This window comes from Gordonia araii NBRC 100433, assembly GCF_000241265.1.
GTDB lineage: Bacteria > Actinomycetota > Actinomycetes > Mycobacteriales > Mycobacteriaceae > Gordonia > Gordonia araii.
This window is the reverse complement of sequence record NZ_BAEE01000061.1, coordinates 37,454-53,552: the sequence shown is the minus strand read 5'-3', so window position 1 is coordinate 53,552 and position 16,099 is coordinate 37,454. Positions and strand designations below refer to the sequence as shown.

The 16,099-nt window shown below is 70.2% G+C and carries 13 protein-coding genes; 3 read left to right on the top strand and 10 right to left on the bottom strand.

Translation table 11 applies throughout. From position 1 onward, the window contains the following. Positions 1 to 79 precede the first annotated feature (79 nt). The 7 genes from dapC to typA all read right to left on the bottom strand — a co-directional run bounded on the left by dapC (position 80) and on the right by typA (position 9,417). Complete coding sequence (gene dapC, locus GOARA_RS12205) at positions 80 to 1,213, bottom strand: succinyldiaminopimelate transaminase (protein WP_007322691.1); 1,134 nt, start codon at positions 1,211 to 1,213, stop codon at positions 80 to 82. Positions 1,214 to 1,217: 4 nt separating this feature from the next. Continuing rightward, entirely contained in the window at positions 1,218 to 1,544 is a 327-nt protein-coding gene (gene fdxA / locus GOARA_RS12200; protein WP_007322690.1) for a ferredoxin, read from the bottom strand. A gap of 110 nt (positions 1,545 to 1,654) precedes the next feature. Next, positions 1,655 to 4,273, bottom strand: coding sequence for a bifunctional FO biosynthesis protein CofGH (locus tag GOARA_RS12195; RefSeq protein ID WP_007322689.1), 2,619 nt, complete (start codon positions 4,271 to 4,273; stop codon positions 1,655 to 1,657). A gap of 40 nt (positions 4,274 to 4,313) precedes the next feature. Further along, positions 4,314 to 4,718 (bottom strand): hypothetical protein, encoded by a 405-nt coding sequence (locus tag GOARA_RS19025; protein WP_007322688.1) that lies wholly within the window; start codon positions 4,716 to 4,718, stop codon positions 4,314 to 4,316. Beyond that, positions 4,711 to 5,583 (bottom strand): N-acetyl-1-D-myo-inositol-2-amino-2-deoxy-alpha-D-glucopyranoside deacetylase, encoded by an 873-nt coding sequence (gene mshB / locus GOARA_RS12185; protein ID WP_007322687.1) that lies wholly within the window; start codon positions 5,581 to 5,583, stop codon positions 4,711 to 4,713. The genes GOARA_RS19025 and mshB overlap by 8 nt, the downstream gene beginning before the upstream one ends. Further along, the gene (locus tag GOARA_RS12180; protein WP_040523027.1) at positions 5,580 to 7,415 is read right to left on the bottom strand and encodes an ABC transporter family substrate-binding protein; all 1,836 of its coding nucleotides are present in this window, start codon (positions 7,413 to 7,415) and stop codon (positions 5,580 to 5,582) included. Before GOARA_RS12180 ends, mshB begins: the two co-directional genes overlap by 4 nt. A 91-nt stretch (positions 7,416 to 7,506) precedes the next feature. Beyond that, positions 7,507 to 9,417, bottom strand: a complete 1,911-nt coding sequence (gene typA / locus GOARA_RS12175) for a translational GTPase TypA (RefSeq protein ID WP_007322685.1) — start codon at positions 9,415 to 9,417, stop codon at positions 7,507 to 7,509. Positions 9,418 to 9,608: 191 nt separating this feature from the next. On the opposite strand from typA, the gene GOARA_RS12170 reads away from it, so the two are divergent. Beyond that, complete coding sequence (locus GOARA_RS12170) at positions 9,609 to 9,788, top strand: hypothetical protein (RefSeq protein WP_007322684.1); 180 nt, start codon at positions 9,609 to 9,611, stop codon at positions 9,786 to 9,788. Here the strand turns inward: GOARA_RS12170 and GOARA_RS12165 are convergent. Genes GOARA_RS12165 through GOARA_RS12155 form a run of 3 tightly spaced genes read right to left on the bottom strand, consistent with a single transcriptional unit; the run spans position 9,766 to position 13,974 of the window. Continuing rightward, positions 9,766 to 11,253 carry an ATP-binding cassette domain-containing protein gene (locus GOARA_RS12165; RefSeq protein ID WP_007322683.1) on the bottom strand — a complete coding sequence of 496 codons (1,488 nt, stop codon included), beginning with the start codon at positions 11,251 to 11,253 and terminating at the stop codon, positions 9,766 to 9,768. The genes GOARA_RS12170 and GOARA_RS12165 overlap by 23 nt on opposite strands. Positions 11,254 to 11,278: 25 nt before the next feature. After that, on the bottom strand, positions 11,279 to 12,934 hold the full coding sequence (locus GOARA_RS12160; protein ID WP_007322682.1) for an ABC transporter permease: 1,656 nt from the start codon (positions 12,932 to 12,934) through the stop codon (positions 11,279 to 11,281). Then, entirely contained in the window at positions 12,931 to 13,974 is a 1,044-nt protein-coding gene (locus GOARA_RS12155; protein WP_007322681.1) for a thiamine ABC transporter substrate-binding protein, read from the bottom strand. Before GOARA_RS12155 ends, GOARA_RS12160 begins: the two co-directional genes overlap by 4 nt. Before the next feature lie 182 nt (positions 13,975 to 14,156). On the opposite strand from GOARA_RS12155, the gene GOARA_RS12150 reads away from it, so the two are divergent. Together GOARA_RS12150 and GOARA_RS12145 are read left to right on the top strand one after the other, a co-directional pair. Continuing rightward, positions 14,157 to 15,047 (top strand): Rv1157c family protein, encoded by an 891-nt coding sequence (locus GOARA_RS12150; protein ID WP_007322680.1) that lies wholly within the window; start codon positions 14,157 to 14,159, stop codon positions 15,045 to 15,047. A gap of 153 nt (positions 15,048 to 15,200) precedes the next feature. Beyond that, a complete protein-coding gene (locus tag GOARA_RS12145; RefSeq protein WP_007322679.1) occupies positions 15,201 to 16,070 on the top strand; it encodes a hypothetical protein in 870 nt (289 codons plus the stop codon). Positions 16,071 to 16,099 lie beyond the last annotated feature (29 nt).

Sequence of the window (16,099 nt, the reverse complement as noted above, 5' to 3'; positions counted from 1 at the left end):
TCGTGCGGGGTCTCGATACACCGCCCTCGCACGCTCGGGCGGCACTCGACCACCCAAATGCCACGGTGATAGAGGGTGGTCACACCGCGGGCGCGGTCAACCTCCGAGCCGCCTCGGCGATCTGTTCGTCGGAGGCGGTGAGAGCGATCCGCACGTGCGTCGCGCCCGCCGGACCGTAGAAGTCGCCGGGAGCAGCCAGGATTCCGCGCTCGGCAAGCCAGTGGTGGGTGATCCGCGCGTCCTCGTCACGGGTGGCCCACAGGTAGAGCCCCGCCTCCGAGTGGTCGACGCGAAGCCCCGCCTCGACCACGGCGGGTTTGAGCACGTCGCGCCGAGCCCGGTAACGGTCGGCCTGCTCCTGGACGTGGCGGTCGTCGTTCAGGGCCGCGGTCATCGCGGCCTGGATCGGGAACGGCACCATCAACCCGGAATGCTTGCGCACGGCGAGCAGTTCGGCGACGAGATCGGCGTCGCCGGCGAAGAACCCCGCCCGGTACGACGCCAGGTTCGAGATCTTCGACAGCGAGTGGACCGCGAGCAATCCGGTCGCGTCCCCGTCGCACACGCGGGGATCCAGGATCGAAACGGGCTCGGCATCCCACGCGAGGCCCAGGTAGCACTCGTCGGACACGACGACGGCGCCGTGCCGGCGCGCTCGGGCGACGACCTCGCGCAGTTCGTCGATGCCCGTCACCGCTCCGGTCGGGTTCGACGGCGAGTTCACGAAGACCAGGTCGGCATCGGCATCGACAGCGGCGTCGGCGCGTAACGCTCGGGCACCGGCGAGGAGGGCGCTCACCTCGTACGTGGGGTAGGCCACCGTCGGGATGACCACGGTGGAGTCCGACCCCAAGCCGAGGACCGAGCAGATCCCCGCGATGGCCTCTTTGGTGCCGATGACCGGCAGGATCTGGTCGCCGGAGAGTTCGACCGTCCCGTAACGCCTGGTCAACGCGGCGGCGGCAGCGTCGCGCAACTCGGCGGTCCCGACCGTCGTCGGGTAGCCGGGGAACGCCGAGGCGGCCGCCAGCGCGTCGCGGATGATCGGGGCGACCGGGTCGACCGGCGTGCCGACGGACAGGTCGACGAGCCCGCCCGGACGAGCCGCGGCCGTCGCGCGGGCACCGGCGATGGTGTCCCAGGGGAAATCCGGGAGCGCAGCACTCACCCGACGGCGGGCCGAACTCCCCCTCGCTGCGCTCGCACCGGTCACGCGGTCAGTCCTCGCCCATCGGCGGCAGGCCCTTGATGAACGGCGGGTCGTAGTCGACCTTGCCGGTCTTGCTGGCGCCGCCGGGTGAGCCCAGGTCGTCGAAGAAGTCGACATTGGCCGCCACGTAAGGCTCCCACTCGTCGGGCACGTCGTCCTCGTAGAAAATCGCCTCGACCGGGCAGACGGGCTCGCAGGCGCCGCAGTCGACGCACTCGTCCGGCTGGATGTACAGGCTGCGGCCACCCTCGTAGATGCAATCCACGGGACACTCTTCGACGCAAGCCTTGTCCATGACGTCCACACAGGGCTCGGCGATGATGTAGGTCACCACGGTCTCCTTAACAATGCAGGCTCACGACGCCGGAACGAGCGTGGGCGCCGGGCGATGCGGCGATGGGCTGGGCCGCGACGCCCCGAATAGCTGAAGTCTTCAACCCAAGATTATCGGTCATGGGCGATGGCCAGCGAAATCGGGGCTCCGTGAGCATGGCCAGGATCACTCACCCCTCCGTCGACGAGCCCGTATTCGGTGGTCCGCTGGCGGGCCGGCCGGCCGATTCCCTCGGCGATCGAATGCAGTTCGGCGACGGTTTTCTCCGACCCGTGCATCGACCCGGCCATCCGCGAGATGGTCTCCTCCATCAGCGTCCCGCCGAGGTCGTTCGCCCCGCCGTTCAACATGGCACGGGTACCGGCGACGCCGAGCTTGACCCAGCTCGTCTGGATGTTGTGGATCCGGCCGTGCAACATGACGCGAGCCAGGGCGTGCACCGCCCGGTTGTCGCGCTGGGTCGGTCCGGGGCGGGCCGCGCCGGCCAGATACAGCGGCGAACTCTGGTGCACGAACGGCAGCGGTACGAACTCGGTGAATCCCCCGGTATCGTCCTGGATCCCGCGCAGGATGTTGAGGTGGGCCACCCAGTGCCGCGGGGCGTCGACGTGGCCGTACATCATCGTCGAGCTGGACCGCAGCCCGACGCGGTGCGCCGTGGAGACGACGTCGATCCAGGTCGCGGTCGGCAGCTTGCCCTTGGTGAGGACCCAGCGAACCTCGTCGTCGAGGATCTCCGCCGCGGTGCCGGGGATGGTGTCGAGTCCGGCTTCGCGGAGCGCGGTCAGCCAGTCCCGCACCGACTGTCCGCCGCGCGAGGCGCCGTTGACGATCTCCATCGGGCTGAACGCGTGCACATGCATGGACGGCACCTTCGCCTTGACGGCGCGCACCAGATCGGCGTAGCCGGTCACGGGGAGTTCGGGATCGATCCCGCCCTGCATGCAGACCTCGGTCGCACCGGCGACGTGGGCCTCCCATGCCCGGTCGGCCACCTCGTCGGCCGAGAGGGTGAACGCATCCGCGTCGCCCTTGCGCTGCGCGAACGCACAGAACCGGCACCCGGTGTAGCAGATGTTGGTGAAGTTGATGTTCCGGTTGACGACGTAGGTGACGTCGGGGCCGACCACGTCCGCGCGGATCGAATCCGCCAGCGCCACCAGGGCTTCCAGGTCGTCCCCCTCGGCCGTGGCGAGCGCGAGGTAGTCCGCGTCGCTGCAGCCGGCCGGATCGGACTCGGCGTGGCGCAGCGCAGCGGCAACGTCCGACGACAGTCGGCCAGCGGCTCGGGTCGACGACAATCTGCCCGGCGCGCCGGATTCGGCGTCGGCGAGGGCCTGCACCTGGCCCCGCACGGTCTCCCAGTCGCCGAAGGCCGAGCCGAGGTCGCTGCGCGTCTCGGTGCGGCGTCCTTCGCCGTCGATCTCGGTGTTCAGGTCGACGCGCCCCGACGACGCCCACTCTTCGTCGGGCTCCTGCCACGGCAACCCGGCGGGCGCCGCCTCCGGCGAAGCCAGCCCGGTCGCCGCGTGCGCGAGCGCGCGCACGTGCGTCGCCACCCGCGGGTCGATCCAGGGGGACCCGGCCAACACGTACTCCGGGTGCGTGTTCAGTCGTTCAGCCAGCGTGAACCCGTTCTCGGCGGTGATGTCGGCCAGGGTGTCGAGGTTCGGCCAGGGCCGCTCGGGGTTGACATGATCGGGCGTCAGGGGCGACACCCCGCCCCAATCGTCGATGCCGGCCGCGATGAGGTCGGCGCACTCGGCGGGGTCGACCAGATTGGGCGGCGCCTGCACCCGCATCGCCGGTCCGAGCAGCAGTCGCGTGACGGCGATCGCGGCCCGGTACTCGGCGAGATCGGCGTCGGGCACCGCGCGCATCGCCGTGTCGGGCTTGGCCCGGAAGTTCTGCACGATCACTTCCTGGATGTGACCGTAGGCCTTGTGGCTGGCGCGGATCGCCATGATCGACTCGGCGCGCTCGACGCGAGTCTCGCCGATCCCGACGAGGATGCCGGTGGTGAAAGGCACGGAGAGCCGACCGGCGTCGGTCAGCACCTGCAGCCGCACCTGCGGGTCCTTGTCGGGACTGCCGTAGTGGGGCTTCCCCTTCTCCTCGAACAGCCGGCGGGAGGTGGTTTCCAGCATCATGCCCATGGACGGCGCCACCGGCTTGAGCCGGGAGATCTCCTCCCAGGACATCACTCCCGGGTTCAGATGCGGCAGCAGACCGGTCTCCTCCAGGACCCGGATCGCGGCCGCGCGCACGTATTGCAGGGTCGAGTCGTAGCCGCGCTCGTCGAGCCATTCCGCCGCCTGCGGCCAGCGGTCCTCGGGGCGGTCGCCGAGGGTGAACAGCGCCTCTTTGCAGCCCAGCGCCGCACCGGCCCGGGCGATCTCCAGGACCTCGTCGATCTCCAGGAACATCCCCTTGCCCTGCGCCGCGAGTTTGCCCGGCACGGTGACGAAGGTGCAGTAGTGGCAACGGTCCCGGCACAGGTGAGTCAGCGGGATGAAGACGCTGCGCGAGTAGGCGATCTGGCCTTCGCGACCGGCGGCGACCAGTCCGGCGTCGCGCACGCGGGCCGCGCTGGTGGTCAGGTCGGCGAGGTCGTCTCCGGTGGCGGCGAGCAACACCGACGCCTCGTCCACGTTGAGGGTCGCACCGTCTCGGGCACGCCGTAGCGCGCGTCGCATCGCCGCCGGCGAGGGGCGTTCATCGGTCACCATCCCGATAGTAGACGCGGATCGCCCGGCACCTCGATCGGCGTTAGCGCCGATCGGCCGCGCGCCGCGAGTCCCGGCCGCCCGCGTCGAGCACGCGGCGCCGCGTCGACGCCAGCCACATGACCGTGGCGGGCGCACCGACCCCGGCGAACAACAGCACGGCGAAGCGCCAATCGTCGACCAGCAGCGAGTCGCCTCCCGGGCCGCTGCCCAGCGCCAACGCCATGACCAGGCCCCAGCCGAAGACCGGCGCCCAGTGCCACGGCGAGGCCACCGTCCCCGAGGCCAACCAGACGAGCAGCGCGTTGCCCACGGCCGCGGCGAGGATCCCCAGCGGGGCCATCGTCGATCCGATGTACAGGTTGAGGAAACCGAGGGACAGGATCCCGACCACGACGCCGTCGATGAAGAACAGGAACCGGAACGGGATATCGGTGTCGTCAGACATCGGCCAGCCCTTCGAAGAGATCGGTTTCGCGCGCGGAGCCCGGAACCGCCGCCGTGTCGACGCGGCGATAGTGTTCCACCGCGCCGACGGGCGTGAGGATGTTGTTGGACAGTGCGTATTCGGTGCGCGACGGCGCGACGGTCACCTGCGTCGCGTGCGCTTCGAGCGCCGAGACCTTGCGATCCAGCACCGCGCCGACGTCGACCGCGGCGGTGATCGCGTCGTCGGGATAGCTGGGCAGTTCGCCCGGCTCGGGCATGCGCCAGCCGACCGGCACCCGACCGGCCGCCGCGGCCAGCCCGCGCTGCAACGACGAACGCTCGGTGACCGACTCGTAGACCTTGATCTGCCTGCCGCTCGCCGTGGTGTACGCCGCGAGCGCCGCGGCACACGCCTCGTGCACCCGCCGGTGATCGGGATGGCCGTAGGTGCCCGCCTCGTCGTAGGTGACGACGACCTGCGGGTCGAAGTCGACGAGTTCGGCCACCAGCGCGGCCACGACCTCGTCGAGGTCGGCCCGCGCGAGCGCCCGCGGATGCCGGGCCGACGGCGATCCGGCCATGCCCGAGTCGCGCCACCGCCCCGCGCCGCCGAGGAACCGCGGACCCAGCGCGGGCCCGTCGCCGCTCAACTCGGCGAGCGCCGCGGTCAACTCCCCGATCCGGTATCCGCCGAGCTGATCGGCTCCGCCGTCGGCGACGAGACCGGCCCACCGCTCGCCGATGACTTCGCCTTCCTCACCGAGGGTGAAGGTCACGACCCGAACGTCGACTCCCTCGGCCAGATACCGGGCTATCGTGCCTCCGGTCATCAGCGACTCGTCGTCGGGATGGGCGTGCACGAGCAGCAGGCGGCGAGACGTCACGGCAGGGCCCACTCCGGAGCGTTGGCGAATATCGAGGTCTGCACGGGCCCGCTCAACGGAACGCCGACGACCTCGTCGGTGACGGCGATCAGGGCAGAGTCCTGGTAGACGGGCAGATAGATCGCCGCGGCCGCCAGCATCGCCTCGGCCTGGTCGAGCAGTCCGGTCGGATCGGGCGACGACACCGCTTGCCTGGCGAGATCGATCAGCGCGGCGTCGCACAGCCCCGAGATGTTGCTGGTGAAACTCGTCGGCTTGGTGGCGGGCTGGCCCGCATTGGGATCGCCCTCCTCGGTCTCCTTCTTCGGCTGGTCGCAGTCCACCAGCGATGCCAGCCCGGTCGCGGGGGCGACACTGCCGTCCGTCCAGCCGACGACGAGGTCGACGCGGGACCCGGTCAGCGCCGAGCCGTACAACTCGCTGTTGGAGAGCTTGACGACCGAGGCGCGCACACCTGCCTCGCGCAACTGGTCGACGGCGGCGGCCGCCGCCGCGATGGTGCGCGGATCGGTGACCACGGCGCCGACCCGCACCTGCAACGGCTTGCCGTCCTTCACGATGGGGGCGACTTCCGGGGGCACCCGCTCGTCGCGCTTCTCCTGGGGCGGCGCCGGGGACGGCGACGACTCGGGCGCCGAGGGCTCCGGCGATTCCTCGCCGGACGTGCCCGGCGTGGGTGCGGGCGTCGGCGGGGCGGGTGCGGGCGGAGGAGGCGGAGCCGCGCGACGGTAACCGGCGGAGGCGAGCAGGTCGGCGACGACCGCCTCGCTGGGACGCGCACGCCCCGGGTCGAAGAAGCCCGGATCCGACGGGGCGAAGACGGTGTTGGCGAAGGGCGCGACGTCGTCGTCGCCGGCCGCGGCATAGCGGACCAGGCGGGCGTCGATCATGCCGAGCACCGCGGCTCGCACCGCTTGCCTGCGCATCGCGGCCGAGCGGGTGTTGACGTGGATGCCGAGCACCCGCGACTCCAGGTTGCGTCGCGTCACGGTGCTCGGCACCGCGGTGATCAGCCGTTCCTGGGCCGGACCGGCGCTCAGCACGCCCAGCGCCGAATCGCCGGTGCGGATGGATTCGACGGTCTGCGACTGGGTCCCGGGACGCCGGAACACGATTTGATCCAGGGTCGCCGGTTCTTTCCAGAACCGGTCGTTGCGGGCCAGACGCACCTCGTCGCGGGCCAGGTCGATCCCGACGATCGCGAACGGTCCGCCCGACACCGGCTTGCCGGTGTCCATCCCCGTCTGGAAGCCGGTGGGCAGCGCGCGCAGCACGTGGCTGGGCAGCAGCGACCGGAACAGCTGACGCCACTGCGGGTACTCGCGGGCGAAGGTGACCACCACCGACTTGCCGCCGGATCCGGTCTGCACCGAGTCGATCAGGCGATAACCGGCCGGCGACACCGCGTTGGGCTGCCGTGACATCTGCTGCCAGAGGTAGGTGAAGTCGTCCCCGGTGATCGGCAGGCCGTCGGACCACTGTGCGTTGGTCTGGATGCGGTAGGTCACCGTGAAGGGCGCCGTCGACGTCACCTCCGCTGAGGTCAGCAACGAGTCCGACAGCCGCCAGTCAACGCCGCCACCGCGAATGGGCACCGGATTGAAGGCGCTCGGCAGGGTCAGCGTGCCGATGGCCGTGGTGACCGGCGACTGGTCGGCGGCGAGGTGTGGGTTGAATCCGGCCCCGATGGCGTCGGTGGCGACGTAGATCGTCTTCTCGGTCGGATACTCGGCCTGGACCGGTGCGGGCGCGCTGGGCTGCACCGGAGGCGGCGGGGAGGCCATGCATCCCCCGGCCAGCAGCGTCGAGGCCGACACCAGCACGGCGCCCATACGGCCCGCTCGCTGACGCTGCCGGCGCCGGTCGCCCACCAGTACCGCCTTGCGCACCACGGTCTCCCTCCGGGTCCCTGCCCCCAACGATTTACACGTTCGCGTCGCGCGCCTTGGCCCGCGAGCGCTCGCGGGCACGCGTCGTCGCGTCGAGATGAACCTTACGCACCCGGACCACCTCGGGGGTGACCTCGACGCACTCGTCGGCGGCACAGAACTCCATCGCGCCCTCCAGGTCGAGTTGCATCGGCTTGGCCAGCGTCTCCATCACATCGGCCGACGACTGACGCATGTTGGTCAGCTTCTTCTCGCGGGTGACGTTGATGTCGAGGTCTTCTTGGCGCGGGTTGATCCCGACGACGTGCCCCTCGTAGGTGGCGTCACCCGGGTTGACGAAGAAGGTGCCGCGGTCGGCCAACTGGATCATCGCGTACGGGGTCACCGAGCCCTGGCGGTCGCTGACCAGGGACCCGCTGTGGCGGGCGCGGATCTCGCCGGCCCACGGCGCGTAGCCGTCGAAGACCGCGTTGGCGATACCCGTACCGCGGGTCTCGGTGAGGAAATCGGTGCGGAAACCGATCAGCCCGCGGCTGGGGACGATGAACTCCATCCGGACCCAGCCGTGCGCATTGGTCGCCATGTGGTCCATCCGGCCCTTGCGCGCGGCGAGCAGCTGCGTGACCGCGCCCAGGTACTCCTCGGGGACGTCGATGGTCAGGTGCTCGTGCGGCTCGTGCAGTTTCCCGTCGATCTGGCGGGTCACCACCTGGGGCTTGCCGACGGTCAGTTCGAAGCCCTCGCGGCGCATCTGTTCGACGAGGATCGCCAGGGCGAGTTCGCCACGGCCCTGCACCTCCCAGGCGTCGGGGCGGCCGATGTCGACCACGCGCAGGGACACGTTGCCGACGAGTTCGGAGTCCAGGCGCGACTTCACCATTCGCGCGGTCAGCTTGTGGCCCGACACCTTGCCGGCCAGCGGCGACGAGTTGGTGCCGATGGTCACCGAGATCGCCGGCTCGTCGACGGTGATCCGCCGCAGCGGCTCGGGGTTCTCGGGGTCGGCCAGCGTGTCGCCGATCATGATCTCCGGCATGCCGGCGACGGCGACGATGTCGCCCGCGACGGCCTCGTCGGCCGGTTCCCGGTCGACGCCGACGGTCGCCAGCAGTTCGGTGATCTTGGCCTTCTCGATGACGGGCTCGCCGTCGACCTCACGGCACCAGGACACCTGCTGGCCCTTGCGCAGCGTGCCGTTGTGGATGCGCACCAGCGCGAGGCGGCCGAGGAAGGCCGAGGCGTCGAGGTTGGTGACGTGGGCTTGCAGCTTCGCGTCCGGGTCGCCCTTGGGTGCGGGCACGTGCTCCATCAGCACGTCGAAGAACGGGTCCAGGTTGTCGCCGTCGGGCACCGAGCCATCGGCCGGCTTGGTCGTCGACGCCACTCCCGCGCGGCCCGACGCGTAGAGCACCGGGAGGTCCAGTGCGAGTTCGGCCGCCTGGGACGCCTCTTCGTCCTCCAGGTCCGAAGCCAGGTCGAGCAGCAGGTCCTGCGCCTCGTGCACGACCTCGTCGATGCGAGCGTCCGGGCGGTCGGTCTTGTTGACGACGAGGATGACCGGCAGCGCGGCCGCCAGGGCCTTGCGCATCACGAAACGGGTCTGCGGCAGCGGCCCCTCCGACGCGTCGACCAGCAGCACCACCCCGTCGACCATCGACAGGCCGCGCTCGACCTCGCCGCCGAAGTCGGCGTGTCCCGGGGTGTCGATGACGTTGATGATGACCTCGGTGCCGTCGGGCTGACGCCGGTGCACCGCGGTGTTCTTCGCGAGAATGGTGATGCCCTTCTCGCGCTCCAGGTCGCCGGAGTCCATGACCCGGTCGACGAGTTCCGCGCGCTCGGCGAACGCACCGGATTGGCGCAGCATGGCGTCGACGAGGGTGGTCTTCCCGTGGTCGACGTGCGCGACGATCGCGACATTGCGGAAGTTTCGAGCAGCGCTCACAAGCGTGACTTTCTGATGATGGGCCGGTGGAAATCCTGGGCGGCGAGAGGTGACGGGCGTCGGCGCCGTCGCTAACCGTGCAATTCTAGCGGCGGAGGGGCTCTCGACCAGAATCGAAGGGCCCAGGTGAGACGGCGCTCACGCAGCCGCGGCTTCTTTCGTTTAGGTATCCCTATGCTAATTTGGAGGACATGGGCAGCAAGAAAACCGCGGCTAAGGTGCACAACCTTAAGCCGAAGAAAAAGTGCTGCCGCAAAGATGTTCGCTGCATGCGGTGCCCCGTGGTGGTCCACAAGCTCCGCAAACTGGATGTCGACAACATGAACCGCAAGCAGCTCGAGAAGGCCATCAAGAAGGTGCGGGTCGCGTAAGCAGCTCGATCAGATCGGGCACCCAGCCGGCATCGGCGGGCACGACCTTCCCGTTCGCCACCAGCTCGGCCAGTCCGCCGGCGTCGACCCAGCGCACCGCCCGGTGCTCCACCGCCACCGGCTCCCCCGACCGCCACTCCGCGCGGTAGGCACGCAACTCCAGATCCCCCGGCAGCACCACCGGTGACCCGACCGGTTCGCCGGCCGTCACCTCGACCCGCAACTCCTCGCGCAGCTCCCGCACCAGGGCCTGCCCGTCGGATTCCCCGGGCTCGGCCTTGCCGCCGGGCAGCTCCCACAGCCCGGCGATCTCGTCGGGATAGTCGCGCTGCGCGAGCAACAGCTCGCGCCCCGTCTCACCGGTGCGGATGATCGCGCCGGCCACGACGCCGCGGGACGCCCGAATCACCCCGGTGCGCGCGCCGACGAGCGTCACCGCCACCGAATCCCCCGGCTGCGGCACGGCGCCGTCCTCGTCGTCGACGAGAGCCCCCAACTCGGCGACCGGATCGTCGAGTGCCGAGCCGTCAAGGATCACGTGGGTGCGCTCGGGCAGTTCGCGCACGCGCAGGACCGGCAGCACAACCGCGGCCTCGTCACCGGCCGGACGGGCCCGCAGCGACTCGGACCGGATCGCGACCGCGCCGACCCGCTCGTCCGGCCCGATGCCGAGATCGACCGCCCGGCAGGTACCGAGCTCGGTCCGGACGGTGTCGCCGACCTGTTCGGCGGGCAGCAGGTGCTCCCATCCGAGGAACCTCGCCGTCCACTCGTCGCGCGGGTAGCGCCAGATGCGAGTCGGGGTATCGATCGCGACCACCGCACCGTCGCGCATGACGACGACCGTGTCGCCCAGCGTGGCCGCTTCGTCGTGGTCGTGGGTGACGAAGACGGTCGGTGTGGCGGTGGCGGCCACGATGTCGGTGATGTCGTCGGCCAGCCGGCCGCGCAGGTTGGCATCCAGCGCGGCGAGGGGCTCGTCGAGCAACAGCAGGCGCGGCCGCGGGGCCAGTGCCCGCGCCAGCGCGACGCGTTGCGCTTGTCCGCCGGAAAGGTCGTCGACGAGTTGGTCGGCCGATCCGGGCAGGTGCACGAGGTCGAGCAGCTCGGCGACCCGAGCGGCGATCTGGTCGCGCGGCCACCGGCGGGCGCGAAGCCCGTAGGCGATGTTCGCCGCGACGGTGCGGCCGGGGAACAACTGCGCGTTCTGGAAGACCAGTCCGAAATCCCGGCGGTGCGGCGGGACCGTCGCGAGATCCCGGCCGTCGAAGGCGATGGTCCCCTCGGCCAACGGCTCGAGTCCGGCGACGGCCCGAAGCAGCGTCGACTTGCCGCACCCGGACGGCCCGAGGATCACCGTGACCGGCCCCGCGCCCGACTCCCCCGCGGACACGGTCAGGTCCAGTCCGCGGACCACTCTGCGGCCGTCGTAGTCGATCGCGACTCCGCGCAGTTCCAATGTCATAGCGCCTCCACCCGTGCCGCCCCGGTCATAGCAGCGACCCCGCGTTCGGGCGGACCGCTTCGACGACCGCGACGGCCAGCGCGGTCGCGATCACGAGAACGACCGAACACGCCATCGCCGTCGCGAGATTCGCCTCCCCCGGCCGATTGAGCGCGGTGCCGATCATCACCGGGAGGGTCGTGGTGTCCACGCGGGCCAGGAAGCTGGTCGCGCCGAACTCGCCGAGGCTCAGGATGAAGGCGAATCCGCCCGCCGCGGCCAACGACCGGGCGGCGACGGGCAGTTCCACCGTGGCGAACACCCGCACGGGGTTCGCGCCGAGGGTCGCCGCGGCACCGGTGAGTCCGAGCGGGACCCGCTCCAGGGCGGGCACCGCGATGCGAATGACCAGCGGCATGACGACGAGTGCCTGTACCGCCGCGATCACCAGTGACGAGTTGGCCAGCCACGACGGCCAGTGGGCCAGGACGAGCGTGTAGCCGAAGCCCAGCGTCACCGCGCTCACTCCGAGCGGGATCGTCGCGATCACTTCACCGGCTTCGCGCGCGGGGCCGCGCAATCGCGTCACGGCGACAGCGACGTTCAGCCCGAGCAGGAAGGCCAGGAGCGCGGCCAGGACCGCGGTGCTCAGCGAAACGACCGCCGACGACAGCGGCGTGATGCCGTTGACCTCGTGCCCCAGCGCCCGATAGCCGTCCAGCGTCCAGCTGCCCGCTCCGGCCGGCCGCACCGACCACAGCATCAGGACCGCCAGCGGCAGGACCAGCCAGAGCACCGCCCAGGCGATCGTCAACCCCATCGCGATCCGCGACCCTCCGCGCGGCCGGGGCGGCGGCTCGTCGCTGGGACGGTCGGCGGCGGCGAACTTCCCCCGCACCCCGGCGCGGCGCGCCAGCAGCCGGGCGACGACAAGCGTCACGATGACGATCACGATCTGCAGGACCGACAGCGCGGCGGCTTCGGGCAGGTGGAAGTAGCTGACCCCTTCGGTGTAGATCGCGGTCTCCACCGTGCGCAGTCGCCCGTTGCCGAGGACCATGATCACGCCGTAGCTCGTCGTGCAGAACAGGAAGACGAGGGCGCCCGCTGCCGCGATCGCCGGGAGCAGCCGGGGCAGCGTCACCGTCGTGAACGCGCGCACCGGGCCGGCGCCGGTGACCTGGGCGGCCTGCGCGAGGCGAGGGTCCAGACCCGACCAGGCCGCACCGACGACGCGGACGACCACGGCCACGTTCAGGAAGATGTGCGCGCACAGCACCGGGACGAGGCTCGGCCCGGCATCGTCGAGCGCGCCGCCCAGGCTCGCGGGCAAGAACGACAGCGGTCCGGTGAAGACGGCGCGGAACGCCATCCCCACCACGACGCTGGGGAGCACGAACGGCAGCGTCACGACGACGAGGAACAATCTCGATCCCGCGAAGCGGACGCGCGCCACCAGCCAGGTGATCGGCGCCGCGACGATCAGCGTCAGCAGCGTCGACGCCGCGGCCTGCGCCAGCGTGAAGGCCAGCAGCGGTCCCGCGCCGGAACGCGCCCACAGGCCCACCAGTCCGGTACCGTCGCTGGACTCGACGGCGCGGACGAACAACGCGGCGAGCGGCCAGCCGAAGAAGACGAGAAGGAACAGCGTCGGGATCGCGGCGATCAGAGCCAGGCCGGCGCCGCGCCGATGCGGAGTCACCGTCCTACTGCATCGCGCCACTGCTGCAGCCACGTCTCCCGGTTCTTCGCGATGTATTCGGGCGGCATGTTGACCGTCCACTCCGGAATCGGCGCACGCGTCGCCCAGCCGTCGGGCAGCGGCGTGCCCTTGACGATCGGGTAGACGTACATCGACGAGGGCAGCGCCTTTTGCACGGCGGGGCTGAGCAGAAAGTCGATGGCCTTGCGCGCACCTTCGACGTTGGGCGTTCCCTTGAGGATGCCCGCGTACTCGACCTGCCGGAAGCAGGTCTCAAGGAGAGCCGCCGTTCCCGGGGTCGCTGCCGGCGACGACGCATAGGAGATGACGATGGGCTTGGACCCGTGTCCCGCGCCCGCGCTGAAGAGCTGGTTGTAGGCGGTCTCCCATCCGGAGACGATCGTGGCGTCGTTGGCCACCAGCTTGCGCCAATAGTCCTGCCATCCGCCCCGCTTCTGGCCGACCGTGGTCAGCAGGAAGGAGATGCCCGGCGAGGAGGTGCCCGGGTCGAGTAACGCCGCCTGGCCCCGGTATTCGGGCTTCACCAGGTCGTCCAGCGAGGCCGGCGGTTGCTGGTCCCGCCGGTCGTACCAGGCGGAGTCGACGTTGAGGCACACGTCGCCCCGGTTGATCGCGGTCAGCAGGTCGGGGGCGTCCGGCAAGGCGAACTCGTCGGACCCCTTGGCGGCCTCGGGAGAGACGTAGGGCTCCAGCGCCCCCGCGTCGACCGGACGCGACGCGAAGGTGTTGTCGATCCCGTAGACGACGTCGCCTTTCGGCGAGCCCGGGGTCAGCGAGATCTGCGACGCCAGTTTTCCCGCATCGCCCGATCGCGCGATGCGCAGCGTCATGCCGGTCGTTTTGTGGAACTCGTCGATGACCGACGACGGCAGCTCGAAGGAATCGTGCGTCAGCATCGTGACCGTGTCGCTCTTGGAGTCGCCACATCCGCTGGCAAGGCCGACGGCGAGTGCGGCGACGAGCGCGGCGCCGGCGACCCGGCGCATCGGAAGCAGAACGGTGGCGTGTCGGCTGCGCATGGATGCATCTAACCATCAGCAACGCTTCGGCATTAAACACATACGTAACAATTGCATCACCTAAACCACTGGTCACAGCCTTCTGGGGTTATGGTGCTCGCTGCGGACCCATTCGGAAATCCGCACCGATGCCACATAGACTGACGCGCGATCGCATTTCGCCGACCGTAAGGATCCACTCCGTGCGACTGAACTTCCCGCTCACCGCGGCCACCGTCGCCCTGACCGCCGGACTCGTCGTCGCCCCCACCGCGACGGCGACCGCAGCACCCGCTTCGCCCGCGACCTTCAACGACCTCGCCGCCGCCCTGTCGGCCACACCCAAGAAGGTCGACCGGCGCGTGCTGGATTCCCTCGGTGCTTTCGCGCCCGCAATCATCGGCTCCATGGCAACTCCCGGGCCGGACGGCCGGGTCAATCCGGCGCTGTTCGCCGACGCCCACCGACTGGGCAGCGATCCGTCGCTGTCTCCCGAGGTGCGCGCGGTCTGGCAACAGGTCATCGACTTCCTCGGCGAGCCGGGCAAGCGCAAGCAGGCCGCCTACGCGGCGCAGCGCTACCAGGCCGACCGGAAGAAGAAGGTCAAGCCCGGTGATCCGGAGATCCCGCGCGGTCCGGGCGCGCCGCGCATCCAGGAATTTCTCTACCCGACGATCGGTATCGGCTGCATGCCCGAATCCGCGACCGGGTCGCTCGGCTCGCTCGGCGGCGGCAATTCGCTGGGCCGGGCACTGGTGACCGCCGGCCCGCAGAAGGCGCCCGCCCCCGGGCCCAAGCGAGGCCAGATCGGCTACGTCTACACCAGCATGGGGACCGGCCCGGCGGTGAACAACCGGGCACGACCGCTCGTCGCCCAGTGGCTCAACCTCGACAACGGCCGCACCGGCATCATCAGCCTGCGCCGCAATCCCAAGATCAACGCCACCGACGGTCCGGGGACCTTCACCGCGATCGCGACCACCGGGCGCGGCCGAGTGCTGAGCGTCATCTCCGGGGACGTGACCACGAAGACGAAGAAGAAGCGCATCGTCTCGTGCGGCATCGTGCCGGTCATCGGCATCGCCTACGTATAACCGCCTGCAAGCTAGCCGTCGTCATCGCCGCTTTCCGCGGGTCTACGCCCGGTTGCGGCCACATCACAGGTCGGCCTCGGCCGTTGCCCCATTAGTCACATCCGTGTTCTTCTGTCACTGAAACATCAGAAGTAACACCATTTTGGAGTGACGATGCTCGGCAAGTTTTCGCGACCGGTGATCACCGCGGCCATCGGCCTGGCCTCAGCGGCCGCCGTGGCGGTCGGCGGCTCGACCGTTCACGCCGCCCCGCAACTGCCCGCGCCGCCGGCCATGCCGGAGTTGCCGCGCGCGAATCCGGGCGGAACGAACACGCTGCCGCTGCAGGTCCCCTTCGACAACGAGCTCGCCACCGCCCTGCGCTTCCTCAAACAGGCTGGCGGGGACAAGATCGTCGTCGAACTCCTCCAGGCCATCATCGGCGCGGCCGGCCAGATCTCGCCGGTCAGCGCGACGACCGCGGACCAGCCGGTTCCCGGTATCAAAGCGGTCGACCCCGCCGGCGATCCGCTGATCCTGTTGCGCCAAGCGGGCGTGCAGCCGCTCACGCCGTCGGTGGCGCCGATGTGCACGACCCCGACCCCGCAGAATCCCCTCGGCCTCGTCCACGCGGCGAGCGGCGCGATCCCCGGCCCGTGGCCGCTGAAGACCGGCGACCCGCTCGAACCGCTGCGGCAGCTCCCCTTCCCGCTGCCCGGAATCACCATTCCGGACCCCAACATCGTCAAGGACAAGCAGACCGCCTTCGCGTTCGTCCCCGCCGACGCCCGCGTAGGCCAGAAGAGCGGCACCATGCGCGTCGCCTGGTTCAACCTCGGCACGATGCGCGGCGGGGTCAACGAACTCACCCCGATCACCGAGACGAATCCCCTGCTCAAGGTGCTCCCCGCGCTGTCGGGCGTGCGATTGGTGCCGGTGGACACGGGCAAGGGCACCATCTTGGCTGCCGTGTACGGAACATCGGGTGCCAACGGCAACCGGGAGTGCTTCTTCCTGCCGTCGGTCGGTGTGGTGAACTCGTAGTCTGACTCGGCCGACCGCCGAGCCCGAAC